This is a genomic window from Kitasatospora sp. NPDC087861, from assembly GCF_044742585.1.
In the GTDB taxonomy this organism is placed as follows: Bacteria; Actinomycetota; Actinomycetes; order Streptomycetales; family Streptomycetaceae; genus Kitasatospora.
The window spans coordinates 176,735-190,224 of record NZ_JBIUUS010000018.1 but is presented as its reverse complement, the minus strand read 5'-3'; the positions used below and the strand labels follow the sequence as shown (position 1 = coordinate 190,224).

The following is a 13,490-nucleotide window of genomic DNA, read 5'->3' as shown; positions in this document are numbered from 1 at the left end:
GTCCGTCTGCGGATCCGCAGCGGAGAAACGGTTCTTCGGATGTTAGGGCCGCTCAGAGGCCCCGCCCAGGGTCCTTGACGGCTCCCTGACGGAGCACTTCGATCTTCTTCCGGCCGGGCCCGGCCGGATCCTCGGGACACACCCCGACAACGCGGGGAGGCCCCCGGGTCCAGTACGGACCCGGGAGCCTCCCGGTGCGTCAACTCCCCTGATATCAGGCGAGGTTGGCGAGCGCCTCGTTGAAGGTCTTCGACGGGCGCATCACGGCCGCGGCCTTGGCCGGGTCGGGCTGGTAGTAGCCACCGAGGTCGACCGGCGAGCCCTGGACGGCGATCAGCTCGTCGACGATGGCCTTCTCCTGCTCGCCGAGGGTCTTGGCCAGGCCCTCGAACGCCTGGGCCAGCGCGGCGTCGGCGGTCTGCTTGGCCAGCTCCTGGGCCCAGTACAGGGCCAGGTAGAAGTGGCTGCCGCGGTTGTCGATGCCACCGAGGCGGCGGCTCGGCGACTTGTCCTCGTTGAGGAAGGAGCCGGTGGCGCGGTCCAGGGTGTCGGCCAGCACCTGGGCGCGGGCGTTGCCGGTGCTGGTGGCCAGGTGCTCGAAGCTGGCGGCCAGCGCGAAGAACTCGCCCAGGCTGTCCCAGCGCAGGTAGTTCTCCTTGACCAGCTGCTGGACGTGCTTCGGGGCGGAGCCGCCGGCGCCGGTCTCGAACAGGCCGCCGCCCGCCATCAGCGGGACGACCGACAGCATCTTGGCGCTGGTGCCCAGCTCCAGGATCGGGAACAGGTCGGTCAGGTAGTCGCGCAGCACGTTGCCGGTCACCGAGATGGTGTCCTCGCCGCGACGGATGCGCTCCAGCGAGAACGCGGTGGCCTCGACCGGGGACTTGATCTCGATCTGCAGGCCGGTGGTGTCGTGCTCCGGCAGGTACTTCTTGACCTTCTCGATCAGGACGGCGTCGTGGGCGCGGTTCTCGTCCAGCCAGAACACCGCCGGGACGCCGGTGGCGCGGGCGCGGGTGACGGCCAGCTTGACCCAGTCCTGGATCGGCAGGTCCTTGGTCTGGCAGGCGCGGAAGATGTCGCCCGGCTGGACGGCCTGCTCCAGCACCACGGTGCCCTCGGTGTCGACCAGGCGGACGGTGCCGGCCGCGGCGATCTCGAAGGTCTTGTCGTGGCTGCCGTACTCCTCGGCCTTCTGGGCCATCAGGCCGACGTTCGGGACCGAGCCGATGGTGGCCGGGTCCAGGGCGCCGTGGGCACGGCAGTCGTCGAGGACGGCCTGGTACACGCCGGAGTAGCTGCTGTCCGGCAGCACGGCGAGGGTGTCGGCCTCCTGGCCGTCCGGGCCCCACATGTGGCCGGAGGTGCGGATCATGGCCGGCATCGAGGCGTCGACGATGACGTCACTCGGGACGTGCAGGTTGGTGATGCCCTTGTCCGAGTCGACCATCGCCAGGGCCGGGCCCTCGGCGAGCTCGGCCTCGAACGAGGCCTTGATCTCCTCGCCCAGGTGCGGCACGCCGTCCAGGCCGTTGAGGATGCCGCCGAGGCCGTTGTTCGGGTCCAGACCGGCGGCGACCAGCGCCTCGCCGTACTTGGCGAAGGTCTTCGGGAAGAAGGCGCGCACCACGTGGCCGAAGACGATCGGGTCGGAGACCTTCATCATGGTGGCCTTGAGGTGCACCGAGAACAGCACGCCCTCGGCCTTGGCGCGGGCGACCTGGGCGGCCAGGAACTCGCGCAGCGCGGCGACGCGCATCACCGAGGCGTCGACGACCTCGCCGGCCAGCACCGGCACCTTCTCGCGCAGCACGGTGGTGGTGCCGTCCTCGGCGACCAGCTCGATGCGCAGCGCACCGTCGGCGGCGACCACGGCGGACTTCTCGGTGGAGCGGAAGTCGTTCTCACCCATGGTGGCGACATTGGTCTTGGAGTCGGCCGACCAGGCGCCCATGCGGTGCGGGTGGGTCTTGGCGTAGTTCTTCACCGAGGCGGGGGCACGGCGGTCCGAGTTGCCCTCGCGCAGGACGGGGTTGACGGCGCTGCCCTTGACCTTGTCGTAGCGGGCGCGGACGTCCTTGTCCTCGTCGGTCTGCGGGTCGTCCGGGTAGTCCGGCAGCGCGTAGCCCTGCGCCTGCAGCTCGGCGACGGCCGCCTTGAGCTGCGGGATGGAAGCCGAGATGTTCGGCAGCTTGATGATGTTGGCGCCCGGGGTCTTGGCGAGCCCACCCAGCTCGGCGAGGGCGTCCTCGATGCGCTGCCCCTCGGCGAGACGCTCCGGGAAGCTCGCGATGATCCGCCCGGCCAGGGAGATGTCGCGGGTCTCCACGCGCACACCCGCCGTCGAGGCGTATGCCTGGACAACCGGCAGGAACGAGTAGGTCGCCAGGGCCGGAGCCTCGTCGGTGTGCGTATAGATGATGGTCGAGTCAGTCATCGGTACTCCGCTTCACGTCTCCAACGTCTTGACGTCAAGATATCTCGTCACGGGCCCCCAGCTCCACCTCCCCCCGCCCCGGAGCACACGCCGGGCGCCTCGGGAGCGCGTCGGCGGTCAGCTCCACCGTGGTCCCGAGGCGGGTGCGGGGCAAGCGGAGGGCGCTCAGACCTCGGCGAACCGGGCCGCCAGCTCGGCCTCGTCGGCGAGGAACCAGAGCTGCCGGCCGCGGTTGCTCTCCCGGACGAAGTCGCGCAGGGCGTCGCTCGCCGCGATGTGGTCGGCGACGTCGCCGAGGACGACCAGGCCGACCCGGTAGTTGACGAACTTCTGCACGATGCCGCCGGCGACCCGGGTGCGCAGCGCGAAGAAGTCCGGGTGCAGCCGGGCGGCGGGGACGACCACCCAGGAGGCGCCACGGCCGAAGGCGTCGCCGATCACGTCCATGGCGTCCTGCTCCTCGCGGATCAGCGCGCCCTCCGCGGGCAGCCTGAGGACCGTCGTGCCGTACTGCTCGGACATTGCCGTTCTCCCTGGTCGAGTCGATGGGTGGACGAGGTCGGTGCGGTCGTGAGGCCGGTACGTGAACGAGGTCAGTACGTGGCCGAGGTCAGCGTGTGGACGATGCCGAGCAGCGCCGCGGTGTCGGCCGGATCTCCGAGGACGACGACCCGCAGGGTCTCCCGCTCCGGGTCGTGGACGGTCTCGACGTGCAGCGGCCGACCGCCCTCGCGCGGTCCGGCGATCGCGGCCAGCACGGCGGTGGTCAGCCGGTCGGCGCCGGCCCGGTCGACGCCCTCGATCCGGACGACGGCGGACACCTCGGCGCGCGCCCGGTCGACACTCGGCGCGGCCGGGGCGGCCGGGGCACCGGCGAAGGCCTCCAGGTCCGCACGGGCGATCCGGTACTGCTTGCCGATCCTGGTCGCGGCGAGCCGGCCGTCGCGGATGTAGCCGCGGACGGTGCGCACGTGCAGACCGAGCAGTTCGGCCACCTGTTCCACCGAGTAGTACTGCGCCACCTGCGGCCATCCTCCCTGATGTCCCTATCGTCATGGACGATACCATCCGATAGGGATGTTTACGGAAGGATAGGGAGTGGCGTAGTCCAATCGGGTGAGTCGACCGTCAGGACTGCGTCAACGCACCACCCCATTCGGTCAACGCCGCGTCAGGACCGGCGACGACCGGCGGAACCCGGCCTAGCGTCGAAGCAGCAGTTCCGGCAGGCACCACCACCCCACCCGGGAGCACCCGCATGGCCCGCGTCGTCTGGCACGTTCCGGTCACCGTCTCCAGCACCGGCACCACCGCCCTCCGCCTCTTCCGCCTGCGCCACGGCCGCCGCTGCGCCGTCGGCTTCTCCAGCCCCGAGTCCCTCGCCGCCCTCCTCGGACCCGACCAGGCGTTCACCGAGCTCGGCGAACCCGCGCTGCGCGCGCTCGTCGCCCCGCTCGGCGTCGACACCCTCGTCCTGGACCCGCGCCTGGTCGCCCCGCCCGCCACCACCGCCGCCATCCCACTCGCCCCCGCCCCGACCGCACAGCTCCAGCACCGGTGACCGCCCTCCACCTGGTCGCCGACGATCCGGACCCCGAACCGGAACGGCCCGAGCCGGCCCGGGCGCTGCACGCGCTCGCCCGGGTCAGCTACGGGCCGATCCCGCTCGACTTCGATCGGCTGGCGGCGGAGCACCCGGCCGTCCAGGGCGGGCTCGCCCTCGCCGGCGACGCCGACCTGGAGCTCCGCCTCGCCTGCACCGGCCCCGAGGAGCTACGGGCGGTCGCCGCCGCCCTGCAGCGCGCAGGCGCCGCCAAGGTCAAGGTCGACCTGGTGCTGCGCGCCCTCACCCCGACACCCGTCGCCCCCGGCCCGGTCACCCTGCGGCCGGTGCCCTCCTGATACAAGCCCCACCCGCACTACTCGCGGGCCAGGGCCGCGATCGCGGCGAGCAGCAGCGCCGAGCCCGCCAACAGGCCCGCGGTGAGCGGCTCTCCGAGCCAACCCGCTCCCATCACGGCCGCCGTCGCCGGTTCCAACAGGACCAGCACGGCGGCCGTGGTGCCCGGGACGACACTCAGGCCGGTGAAGTACCACCGGTAGGCGAGCAGCGTCGGCACCGTCCCGAGGAACAGCAGCGCGCCGCCGGTCACCGCCGGGTGCCCCTCGGTCGGCCACAGGCCCTGGACGGCCGCCAACGGCAGCAGGCAGAGCAGCCCGGTGGTGAACGCGCCCGTACTGGCGCGCGCCGAACCACCGCCCCGGGCCCACAGGGTCAGCCCGCTCTGCCCGGCGCCCGCCAGCACGGCCAGCGCGACTCCCAGGGCCGGGCGCGGCCCCGCCGCCGGGGCGGCCACCAGCAGCGCGAGGCCGCCCAGTGCCAGCCCGACGGCGACGACGGCCCGGCGGGTGAGGCGCTCGCCCAGCAGGACGTGCCCGCCGAGGCTGGTCAGCACCGGGCCGGCGCCGATCGTGATCAGCGTGCCCAGCCCCAGGCCCGCGTACTGCACCGAGCCGAAGTAGGCGCACTGGCTGACCGCCAGGCCGAGCCCGGTCAGTACGGCGGCGCCCCGGCGGGCGGGCTCGGCCGCCCGACCGCCGGACGGCAGCAGGGCCAGGCAGAGCGCCGCGACGGCGAAGCGCCAGAAGGAGACGGCCACCGGGCCGAGGCCGCTGGTGCGCAGCAGCAGCGCGGCCACGGCACCGCCCACGCCCCAGGCGACGGCGGCGGCCGCAATGGACAACAGGCCGTGCCGGAAGGGCACGGCGGCGTACGAGGTCATGTGTCGGTACTCCACGATGAGATGCCGGATGAGGTCCGCGGGGTACGCGGGCGGCAGCCAGCGCCCCGGTGGCGGCGAGAAGGCCGACCGGCCGGGGTGGGTGGAGTGCGCCGCCCGCTAGCGGGCCGGCGGCGGAAGGATCACATGACGCATGGGGGCCAGCCTACGCCTGCGCCCGGTCGCCCAGCCGGGCCCCGGCCAGGCCCGGCAGCCGGGCGCGGGCGGCGTCCCGGTCCGGCCTGATCGTGATCTTTTCCTCCTTCACGGGCGCGACGTACCGTCAAACTCTGACGTGACGCACCCGGCATAAGGAGCAGGCCCGATGGACCGATTGACGTACGACGAGGTCATGGCCGCAGGGGAGCGGATCGCCGGCCGGGTGCGGCCGGTGGCCGTCGCCCCCGGGGACGACGCCGGACGGACCTGGCTGGCGCTGGAGTTCCTGCAGCACACCGGCAGTTTCAAGGCGCGCGGCGCGCAGAACTTCCTGCTCGCGCACGCCGAGGCGGGCACCCTTCCGGACGCCGGGGTCACCATCGCCTCGGGCGGCAACGCCGGCCTGGCCTGCGCCTGGGCGGCACGTGAACTCGGCGTCCGCGCCACGGTGTTCCTGCCCGAGACGGCCTCGCCGGTGAAGCTGGCGCGGCTGCGCTCGTACGGCGCCGAGGTACGGCTGGTCGGCCGGGAGTACGCGGAGGCGCTGGCCGCCTGCGAGGAGTTCGCGGCGAGCGCCGGTGCGCTGGCCTCGCACGCGTACGACCACCCCCTGATCGCCGCCGGTGCGGGCACGGTGCTGGAGGAGATCCGCGCCCGGGTGCCCGGACTGGACACGGTGGTGGTGTCGGTCGGCGGCGGCGGGCTGTTCGCCGGGGTGGCCGTCGCGGCCCGCGAGCACGGCGTGCGCGTGGTCGCGGTGGAGCCGGAGGGCAGCCGGGCGCTGCACGCCGCCCTCGCCGCCGGCCGGCCCGTCGACGTCCCGGTGGCCTCGGTCGCCCAGGACGCCCTCGGCGCCCGCCGTGCCACCGCCCTCGCCGTCCACGCCGCCCGCCACGAGGGCGTCCGGTCCGTCCTGGTCGACGACGAGGCCATCGTGCGCGCCCGCCGGCAGCTCTGGGAGGACCGCCGGATCGCCGTCGAGTACGCGGCCTCCACCGCCCTCGCCGCCCTCGACCAGGTGGAGGGCGAGCGCGTCGCCGTCCTCCTCTGCGGCGCCAACACCGATCCCGCCGACCTGGCCGCCGCACCGGACGCCGGCTGAGCGGTCGCCGACCGACCGGCGGGCGGCCGCTGATGCTCTCCGTCGGCAACCGGCACTCCGCCGACCACCACGACCTGCCCGCCGGTCGGTGAACCGGCGGGCAGGTCCGCGTCCGCGCCTGCGGCTACAGGCTCAGCACCGTCCGCAGGGCCTTCGCGAGCTCCCTCTCCGGATCGTCCGCCGCGCCCGTCGAGCGCCAGGCCACGAAGCCGTCCGGCCGGACCAGCACCGCGCCGTCCGGGCCGATCCCGTGCAGCGCGGCGAAGTCCGTGCCCGGCTCGGGCGCCAGGTCGTCCTCGGCGCCGTCGCCGATCCGGTAGGCGTCCAGCGGGACGGCCAGCCGGTCGGCCGCCCGCCGTGCGCCGGACCGCCAGGCGGCGCCCTCCGGGCCGGTGAGCAGCACCATCGCCTGCTCGTACAGGTCCAGCGTGGACAGCCGCACGCCCGCCCGCAACAGCCACTGGTGCGGGGCGCGGCTCCCCGGCTCCCCCGCCGACTCGAACGCCTCGGGGACGACGGCCCCCGCCCGGTCCGTGCCGGTCACCGCGCCCACCGGGTAGCGGTAGCCGAGCGCCACCGCCAGCACCCCGGCCTGCCGCCCGATGCCCGGCACCACCGCGTACCCGGGGTGGCTGTGCTCGGCCGAGCGGGCCGAGGCGCGCTCGCCGGTCACCTGCGCGACCGGACGGCGCTCCTGCCCGTACGTCTCCAGCAGCTCCGGCCCGGCCCAGCCGCACAGCACGGCGGCGAGCTTCCAGGCCAGGTTGTGCGCGTCCTGGATGCCGGTGTTGGAGCCGAACGCGCCGGTCGGCGACATCTCGTGCGCGGAGTCCCCGGCGAGGAAGACCCGCCCGGCGCCGTACCGCTCGGCCACCCGTTCGGCGGCGTGCCAGGGCGCCCGGCCGGTCACCTCGACGTCGAGTTCGGGCAGGCCGACGGCGGTGCGGATGTGCCGCTCGCAGCGCTCGTCGGTGAACGCCTCCAGCGGCTCGCCGTGCTCGGGGTGCCAGGGCGCGTGGAAGACCCACTCCGCCTGGTTGTCCACCGGCAGCAGCGCGCCGTCCGCCTCCGGGTTGGTCAGGTAGCAGGCGATGAAGTGCCGGTCGCCGACCACGTCGGCCAGCCGCTTGGCACGGAAGGTGATGCTGACGTTGTGGAACAGCTCGCCCTGGCCCGTCTGGCCGATGCCCAGGCGCTCGCGGGCCGGGCTGCGCGGGCCGTCCGCCGCGATCAGGTACTCCGAGCGCACCCGGCGCTCCTCGCCGGTCTCCCGGCTGCGCAGCAGCGAGGTCACGCCGTCGGCGTCCTGCTCGAAGGAGACCAGCTCGGTGCTGAAACGGATGTCGCCGCCGAGGTCGCGGGCGGCGCGCAGCAGCACCGGCTCCAGGTCGTTCTGGCTGCACAGGCACCATGAGCTGGGGCTGAACCGGGCGAGCCGGCCGCCCGGGTCGATCTCCCGGAACAGCCACTCCTGCTCGTCGCCGGTCAGCGAGGGCGCCTGCAGGATGCCGCGGTTCGGGGCGAGCACCGAGGCCGCCTCACGGATGGCCGACTCGATCCCGGCCACCCGGTAGAGCTCCATCGTACGGACGTTGTTGCCTCGGCCACGCGGGTGATGCGAGGTGTCGGCGTGTTTCTCGACCAGCAGGTGCCTGACACCAAGTCGACCGAGGAAGAGCGAGGCCGACAGCCCGACCAGCGACCCGCCCACGATCAGGACCGGCACCCGGTCGTCAACCTTCGGATTCATCAATTGCTCCACCCTGTAAGGGGATTCCACGGCCCGGCTACTGGGCTCGGGGCCGCCCTCGACGGGGCCGCACGACCGGGGGCCCCGCTCTTCCATCCCCCGCCGGAGGGTGCTTGTGCCGCTTCTTCCCTCGGATGGCCCGCAAATCTCGCGGCGCCCCGTTACGCCGCTCACGATCGACCTCAGGCCTGGCGCCGAACGACCGGGCCGATCGCCGTCGCACCGCCCTCCCAGCCCGGGAGCACCCTCCGGACGCGGCCACCACGGCCCGCAGCGTGCGGCCCAGAGCAGAAAGTGGATCATGACAACTCTGTCCGAACCGCAGCGGAAGCAGCACGCCGAATCCGACACCCGGCTCCGGGTGGTGCTGATGCTGGAGATCCAGGACGGCGCCCAGCAGCGCTTCCTCGACGTCTACGAGCAGCTGCGCCACCAGGTGGCATCGGTGCGCGGCCACGTCAGCGACCAGCTGTGCCAGTCGATCAACGACCCCCGCCAGTGGCTGATCACCAGCGAGTGGGAGGACCAGGACACCTTCCTGGAGTGGGTGGACAGCTCGGCCCACCGCGAGATGGTCAAGCCGATGCACGGCTGCGTCAGCGACAACTTCCGCTCGCTGCGCTACGCCGTCCTGCGCGAGACCTCGGCGGCCGGCTCCACCGGCACCCGGGCCCCGATCGAGGTCCCGCCCGGCCTGCCGCGCAGCGAGCCCGCCGGGCACGTCGGCCCGCCGAAGGCCGAACCCGGCCCGGACGGCGTGGTGCGGCACGCGCTGACCTTCACGGTCAAGCCCGGCAGCGAGCGCGAGGTGGCCCGGATCCTGTCCGGCTACGCCTCCCCCAGGGCCAAGGTGGACGAGCACACCCGGCTGCACCGCACCTCGCTGTTCATGCGCGGCAACCGGGTGGTCCGGGCCGTCGAGGTGATCGGCAGTCTCGGCGACGCGCTGCGCCACGTGGCGATGCAGCCGGAGGTGCGGGCCGTCGAGGAGGCGATCAACCCGTACCTGGAGGAGGCCCGCCAACTGGGCGACCCGCAGGCCGCGCGCGCCTTCTTCGCCCGGGCCGCGCTGCCCGCGAAGCAGCAGGCGATCGCCAGCTCCCCCGCCTCCGCCCGGCTGCACCGGCACGCCGTGCTGTACCCGGTCCGGACCGGCCAGGGACAGGCCGTCGCCGAGCTGCTCGGCGGGTACGACGACCTCGCCACCGCCGACCCGACCGGCCCGGTCGCGGCGAGCACGGTCTTCCAGCGGGAGGACGTGGTGGTGCGCCTGGTCGACCTGCGGGTGCCGGCCGAGGCCGACCCGGCGGCCGCCCTCGGCGTGGCGGGCGACCAGGAGGCCGCCGCGCTCGGCAAGCTGCTCGACCTCGGCGCCCAGGGCGACCTGCGCAGCGCCGCCGGGCTGGCCGCCGTCCTCGCCGCCCACGCCATGAGCCCGATCACCGACCGCAGTTCGAACGACAACTGACGTTCCGTCATCTCTCTCGGAGGAAACACCATGACCACGCAGTATCCACGGATCGTGCACGTCGACGAGGCCCCGGAGAACCGTCGACGCGGCGGCGATCTGCGCGCCATGCTCACCCCGTCCACCTGCGGGGCGACCAGCGGGTTCATGGGCCTGGCGATCGTCCGGCCCGGTGAGCGGATCGGCGAGCACTACCACCCGTACTCCGAGGAGTTCGTGTTCGTGGTCTGCGGCGACCTGGAGGTGGACCTGGACGGCGAGACCCGTCCGATCAAGCCCAACCAGGGCCTGATGATCCCGGTCAACATGCGCCACCGCTTCCGCAACGTCGGCGACACCGAGGCCCGGATGGTGTTCCACCTCGGCCCGCTCGCCCCGCGCCCCGACCTCGGCCACGTGGACACCGAGGAGACCGCCGCCGCCGGCCCGCCGGAACACGCCAAGGTGGCCTCGTGACCCGGCGCGTCGCCGTCACCGGGATCGGCGTCGTCGCGCCCGGCGGAATAGGGGTCCCGGCCTTCTGGGACCTCCTCACCGCCGGCCGCACCGCCACCCGGGGCATCACGCTCTTCGACCCCACCGGGTTCCGCTCCCGGATCGCCGCCGAGTGCGACTTCACTCCGGTGGCCCACGGGCTGGGCCCCGAGGACGTCCAACGGGCCGACCGCTACGTGCAGTTCGCGATGGTCGCGGCGGACGAGGCGATCGCGGACGCCGGCCTGGTCCTGGCGGACGAGGACCCGTGGCGGATCGCCGTCTCACTGGGTACGGCGGTCGGCGGAACCACCCGGCTGGAGCACGACTACGCGCTGGTCAGCTCCGGCGGCGCCCGCTGGGACGTCGACCACCACCGGGCCGAGCCGCAGCTGCACCGGGCCTTCGCGCCCAGCACGCTGGCCTCCGCGGTGGCCGAACGCACCGGCGCGCACGGCCCGGTGCAGACCGTCTCCACCGGCTGCACCTCCGGGCTGGACGCGATCGGCTACGGCTTCCAGGCCGTCGAGGAGGGCCGCGCCGACATCTGCATCGCCGGCGCGTCCGACTCCCCGATCTCGCCGATCACCGTCGCGTGCTTCGACGCCATCAAGGCCACCAGCGAGCGCAACGACGACCCGGAGCACGCCTCCCGGCCCTTCGACGCCCACCGCGACGGTTTCGTCCTCGGCGAGGGCGGCGCCGTCCTGGTGCTGGAGGAACTGGAGCACGCCCGCCGCCGCGGCGCCCGAATCTACGGCGAGGTCGGCGGTTTCGCCACCTTCGGCAACGCCTACCACATGACCGGCCTCACCCAGGAGGGGCTGGAGATGTCCCGGGCGATCGACGACGCGCTCGCCCACGCCCGGGTCGACCGCACCGACGTCGACTACGTCAACGCGCACGGTTCGGGCACCAAGCAGAACGACCGGCACGAGACCGCCGCCGTCAAACGCTCGCTCGGCGACCACGCCTACCGGACGCCGATGAGCTCCATCAAGTCGATGGTCGGGCACTCGCTCGGCGCGATCGGCGCCATAGAAGTGGTCGCCTGCACCCTGGCGCTGGCCCACGGCGTCGTACCGCCGACCGCCAACTACGAGACTCCGGACCCGGAGTGCGACCTCGACTACGTGCCGCGCACCGCGCGCGAGCTGCCGCTGAGCCACATCCTCTCGGTCGGCAGCGGATTCGGCGGATTCCAGTCCGCCGTCGTGCTCAACAGAACGGGGTGATTCTCATGACGTCACGTCAGCAGGGCCGCCGGGCGGTGGTCACCGGCCTCGGCGTGGTGGCGCCGAACGGCGTTGGGGCCGACGCCTTCTGGAAGGCCACCAGGCAGGGCGTGAGCGTCCTCGACCGGATCTCCCGCGAGGGCTGCGCCGGGCTCCCGCTGCGCGTCGCAGGCCAGGTGCAGGACTTCGACCCGCAGGCCGTGATCGACAGCCGGTACCTGGTACAGACCGACCGGTTCACGCACTACGCGATGGCCGCCGCCGACCTGGCGGTGGCCGACGCCGGGTTCCAGCCCGACCGCGAACAGCCCTTCACGGTCGGCGTGGTGACCGCGGCCGGCTCCGGCGGCGGCGAGTTCGGCCAACGTGAGCTCCAGCAACTCTGGGGCCAGGGACCGAGGTTCGTCGGCCCCTACCAGTCCATCGCCTGGTTCTACGCGGCCAGCACCGGCCAGATCTCGATCCGCGGCGGCTACAAGGGCCCGTGCGGGGTGGTCGCCAGCGACGAGGCCGGCGGCCTGGACGCGCTCGCGCACGCCGCGCGCACGATCGAGCGCGGCACCGACGCGGTGGTGGCCGGCGCCGCCGAGGCCCCGCTGGCGCCGTACTCGATGGTCTGCCAGCTCGGCTACCCCGAGGTCAGCCTCGCCGAACAGCCCGACCGGGCCTACCTGCCGTTCACCGCGCAGGCCTGCGGCTTCGCCCCCGCCGAGGGCGGCGCGATGCTGCTGCTGGAGGACGAGCAGGCGGCCCGGCGGCGCGGCGCCGCCGTCCGGGCCCACCTGGCCGGGCACGGCGCCACCTTCACCGGGGCCTCGCGCTGGGACGAGTCCCGTGCGGGGCTGGCCGCCGCGATCCGGATCGCGCTGGACGAGGCCAGGATCGCGCCCGAGGAGATCGACGTGGTCTTCGCGGACGCGCTCGGCGTCCCGGCCGCCGACCGGGCCGAGGCGCTCGCACTGGCCGACGCGCTCGGACCGGCCGCCGAACGCGTCCCGGTCACCGCTCCCAAGACCGGCACCGGACGCGCCTACTGCGGCGCCCCGCTGCTGGACGTCGCGGCCGCCGTCCTGGCCATGGAGGACGGCGTGCTGCCGCCCACCCCCAACGTCACCGAGGTCTGCCACGACCTCGTCCTGGTGACCGGCCGCGCCCGCCCGGCCGAACTGCGCACCGCGCTGGTGCTCAGCCGCGGGCTGATGGGCTCCAACTCCGCGCTGGTGCTCCGGCGCGGGGAGCAGCCCTGACCCCCACCCGCACACTCTTCCGAAGGGACTCCCGTGAGCAACACCCTCAGCTATCCCGAGCTGGCCGCCCTGATCCAGTCCCGGGCCGGCGTCACCGTCGACCCGCAGCACCTGGAGCGCCCGGGCGTGCAGTTCGACGACTTCGGCGTCGACTCTCTCGGACTCCTCGGCGTCGTCGGCGAGTTGGAGAACCGGCACGGCCTCAAGGTCACCTCCGGCGCCGAATCCGCCAAGACCCCGGCCGAGTTCCTGGAACTGGTCAACACCTCCCTCGCCACCTCCCTCTCCACCTCCCTCTCCACCTCCCTCTCCACCGTCCTCTCCCCCACCCTCTCCCCCACCCTCTCCCCCACCCTCTCCCCGAAAGCCGATGCCTGAGATGCCTGGACACACCGACAACGAGATCGTCATCGCCGCCCCCCTCGACCTGGTCTGGGAGGTCACCAACGACCTGGAGAACTGGCCGGACCTCTTCAGCGAGTACGCCTCGGTGGAGGTGCTGGAGCGCGACGGCGACAGCGTCCGCTTCCGGCTGACCATGCACCCGGACGAGAACGGTCAGGTGTGGAGCTGGGTCTCCGAGCGCACCACCGACAAGACCTCGCTCGCGGTGCGCGCCCGCCGGGTCGAGCCCGGCCCGTTCGAGTTCATGGACATCCGCTGGGAGTACGCGGAGGTCCCGGCCGGCACGAGGATGCGCTGGATCCAGGACTTCGCGATGAAGCCCACCGCCCCGGTCGACGACGACGGCATGGTCAACCACATCAACCGCAACTCCCGGATCCAGCTGGAGCTGATCCGCGAGAAGGTCGAGAAGCGGGCGGCGGAGCGGTGACCG

Annotated in this window: 14 protein-coding genes; 9 read left to right on the top strand and 5 right to left on the bottom strand. The window is 73.4% G+C overall.

The genetic code is table 11. The annotated features are described in order from the left end of the window. Nucleotides 1-214 precede the first annotated feature (214 nt). From ACIOJE_RS25315 to ACIOJE_RS25305, 3 genes are all read right to left on the bottom strand, one after another. The gene (locus tag ACIOJE_RS25315) at nucleotides 215-2,437 is read right to left on the bottom strand and encodes an NADP-dependent isocitrate dehydrogenase (RefSeq protein ID WP_280686117.1); all 2,223 of its coding nucleotides are present in this window, start codon (nucleotides 2,435-2,437) and stop codon (nucleotides 215-217) included. Between the two features lie 165 nt (nucleotides 2,438-2,602). After that, entirely contained in the window at nucleotides 2,603-2,959 is a 357-nt protein-coding gene (locus ACIOJE_RS25310) for a DUF4180 domain-containing protein (RefSeq protein ID WP_400675370.1), read from the bottom strand. Nucleotides 2,960-3,030: 71 nt separating this feature from the next. Next, on the bottom strand, nucleotides 3,031-3,459 hold the full coding sequence (locus tag ACIOJE_RS25305) for a helix-turn-helix domain-containing protein (RefSeq protein ID WP_280686115.1): 429 nt from the start codon (nucleotides 3,457-3,459) through the stop codon (nucleotides 3,031-3,033). A 236-nt stretch (nucleotides 3,460-3,695) separates the two neighbouring features. Between ACIOJE_RS25305 and ACIOJE_RS25300 the strand changes: the two genes are divergently transcribed. Together ACIOJE_RS25300 and ACIOJE_RS25295 are read left to right on the top strand one after the other, a co-directional pair. Further along, complete coding sequence (locus tag ACIOJE_RS25300) at nucleotides 3,696-3,998, top strand: SAV_915 family protein (protein ID WP_280686114.1); 303 nt, start codon at nucleotides 3,696-3,698, stop codon at nucleotides 3,996-3,998. Further along, nucleotides 3,995-4,339, top strand: coding sequence for a hypothetical protein (locus tag ACIOJE_RS25295; protein WP_280686113.1), 345 nt, complete (start codon nucleotides 3,995-3,997; stop codon nucleotides 4,337-4,339). Before ACIOJE_RS25300 ends, ACIOJE_RS25295 begins: the two co-directional genes overlap by 4 nt. Nucleotides 4,340-4,356: 17 nt before the next feature. Here ACIOJE_RS25295 and ACIOJE_RS25290 read toward each other — a convergent pair whose 3' ends face one another. Continuing rightward, complete coding sequence (locus ACIOJE_RS25290) at nucleotides 4,357-5,220, bottom strand: DMT family transporter (protein ID WP_280686112.1); 864 nt, start codon at nucleotides 5,218-5,220, stop codon at nucleotides 4,357-4,359. A gap of 322 nt (nucleotides 5,221-5,542) precedes the next feature. Between ACIOJE_RS25290 and ACIOJE_RS25285 the strand changes: the two genes are divergently transcribed. Beyond that, nucleotides 5,543-6,478, top strand: coding sequence for a serine/threonine dehydratase (locus tag ACIOJE_RS25285; RefSeq protein WP_400779029.1), 936 nt, complete (start codon nucleotides 5,543-5,545; stop codon nucleotides 6,476-6,478). A gap of 124 nt (nucleotides 6,479-6,602) precedes the next feature. Here ACIOJE_RS25285 and ACIOJE_RS25280 read toward each other — a convergent pair whose 3' ends face one another. Further along, complete coding sequence (locus tag ACIOJE_RS25280; RefSeq protein WP_400779027.1) at nucleotides 6,603-8,324, bottom strand: FAD-dependent oxidoreductase; 1,722 nt, start codon at nucleotides 8,322-8,324, stop codon at nucleotides 6,603-6,605. Nucleotides 8,325-8,529: 205 nt separating this feature from the next. Between ACIOJE_RS25280 and ACIOJE_RS25275 the strand changes: the two genes are divergently transcribed. The 6 genes from ACIOJE_RS25275 to ACIOJE_RS25250 are packed head-to-tail and all read left to right on the top strand — an operon-like array spanning nucleotide 8,530 to nucleotide 13,487. Further along, nucleotides 8,530-9,696, top strand: coding sequence for a SchA/CurD-like domain-containing protein (locus tag ACIOJE_RS25275; RefSeq protein WP_400779025.1), 1,167 nt, complete (start codon nucleotides 8,530-8,532; stop codon nucleotides 9,694-9,696). Nucleotides 9,697-9,726: 30 nt separating this feature from the next. Then, nucleotides 9,727-10,152 (top strand): cupin domain-containing protein, encoded by a 426-nt coding sequence (locus tag ACIOJE_RS25270; RefSeq protein WP_280686108.1) that lies wholly within the window; start codon nucleotides 9,727-9,729, stop codon nucleotides 10,150-10,152. Then, entirely contained in the window at nucleotides 10,149-11,405 is a 1,257-nt protein-coding gene (locus ACIOJE_RS25265) for a beta-ketoacyl-[acyl-carrier-protein] synthase family protein (RefSeq protein ID WP_280686107.1), read from the top strand. The genes ACIOJE_RS25270 and ACIOJE_RS25265 overlap by 4 nt, the downstream gene beginning before the upstream one ends. A 5-nt stretch (nucleotides 11,406-11,410) precedes the next feature. Next, nucleotides 11,411-12,652 (top strand): beta-ketoacyl synthase N-terminal-like domain-containing protein, encoded by a 1,242-nt coding sequence (locus ACIOJE_RS25260; RefSeq protein WP_280686106.1) that lies wholly within the window; start codon nucleotides 11,411-11,413, stop codon nucleotides 12,650-12,652. A 33-nt stretch (nucleotides 12,653-12,685) separates the two neighbouring features. Continuing rightward, nucleotides 12,686-13,030: an acyl carrier protein gene (locus ACIOJE_RS25255; protein ID WP_400779022.1), complete on the top strand. Its 345-nt coding sequence runs from the start codon at nucleotides 12,686-12,688 to the stop codon at nucleotides 13,028-13,030. Between the two features lies 1 nt (nucleotide 13,031). Next, nucleotides 13,032-13,487 carry an SRPBCC family protein gene (locus tag ACIOJE_RS25250; RefSeq protein ID WP_280686105.1) on the top strand — a complete coding sequence of 152 codons (456 nt, stop codon included), beginning with the start codon at nucleotides 13,032-13,034 and terminating at the stop codon, nucleotides 13,485-13,487. Nucleotides 13,488-13,490: the final 3 nt, after the last annotated feature.

Bases quoted from the DNA above. Each gene is read 5' to 3' on its own strand.
- ACIOJE_RS25315 (WP_280686117.1), bottom strand. From the start codon at position 2,437: ATGACTGACTCGACCATCATCTATACGCACACCGACGAGGCTCCGGCC.
- ACIOJE_RS25285 (WP_400779029.1), top strand. From the start codon at position 5,543: ATGGACCGATTGACGTACGACGAGGTCATGGCCGCAGGGGAGCGGATC.
- ACIOJE_RS25280 (WP_400779027.1), bottom strand. From the start codon at position 8,324: ATGGAAGAGCGGGGCCCCCGGTCGTGCGGCCCCGTCGAGGGCGGCCCC.
- ACIOJE_RS25250 (WP_280686105.1), top strand. From the start codon at position 13,032: ATGCCTGGACACACCGACAACGAGATCGTCATCGCCGCCCCCCTCGAC.
- ACIOJE_RS25260 (WP_280686106.1), top strand. From the start codon at position 11,411: ATGACGTCACGTCAGCAGGGCCGCCGGGCGGTGGTCACCGGCCTCGGC.
- ACIOJE_RS25290 (WP_280686112.1), bottom strand. From the start codon at position 5,220: ATGACCTCGTACGCCGCCGTGCCCTTCCGGCACGGCCTGTTGTCCATT.
- ACIOJE_RS25310 (WP_400675370.1), bottom strand. From the start codon at position 2,959: ATGTCCGAGCAGTACGGCACGACGGTCCTCAGGCTGCCCGCGGAGGGC.
- ACIOJE_RS25300 (WP_280686114.1), top strand. From the start codon at position 3,696: ATGGCCCGCGTCGTCTGGCACGTTCCGGTCACCGTCTCCAGCACCGGC.
- ACIOJE_RS25270 (WP_280686108.1), top strand. From the start codon at position 9,727: ATGACCACGCAGTATCCACGGATCGTGCACGTCGACGAGGCCCCGGAG.
- ACIOJE_RS25275 (WP_400779025.1), top strand. From the start codon at position 8,530: ATGACAACTCTGTCCGAACCGCAGCGGAAGCAGCACGCCGAATCCGAC.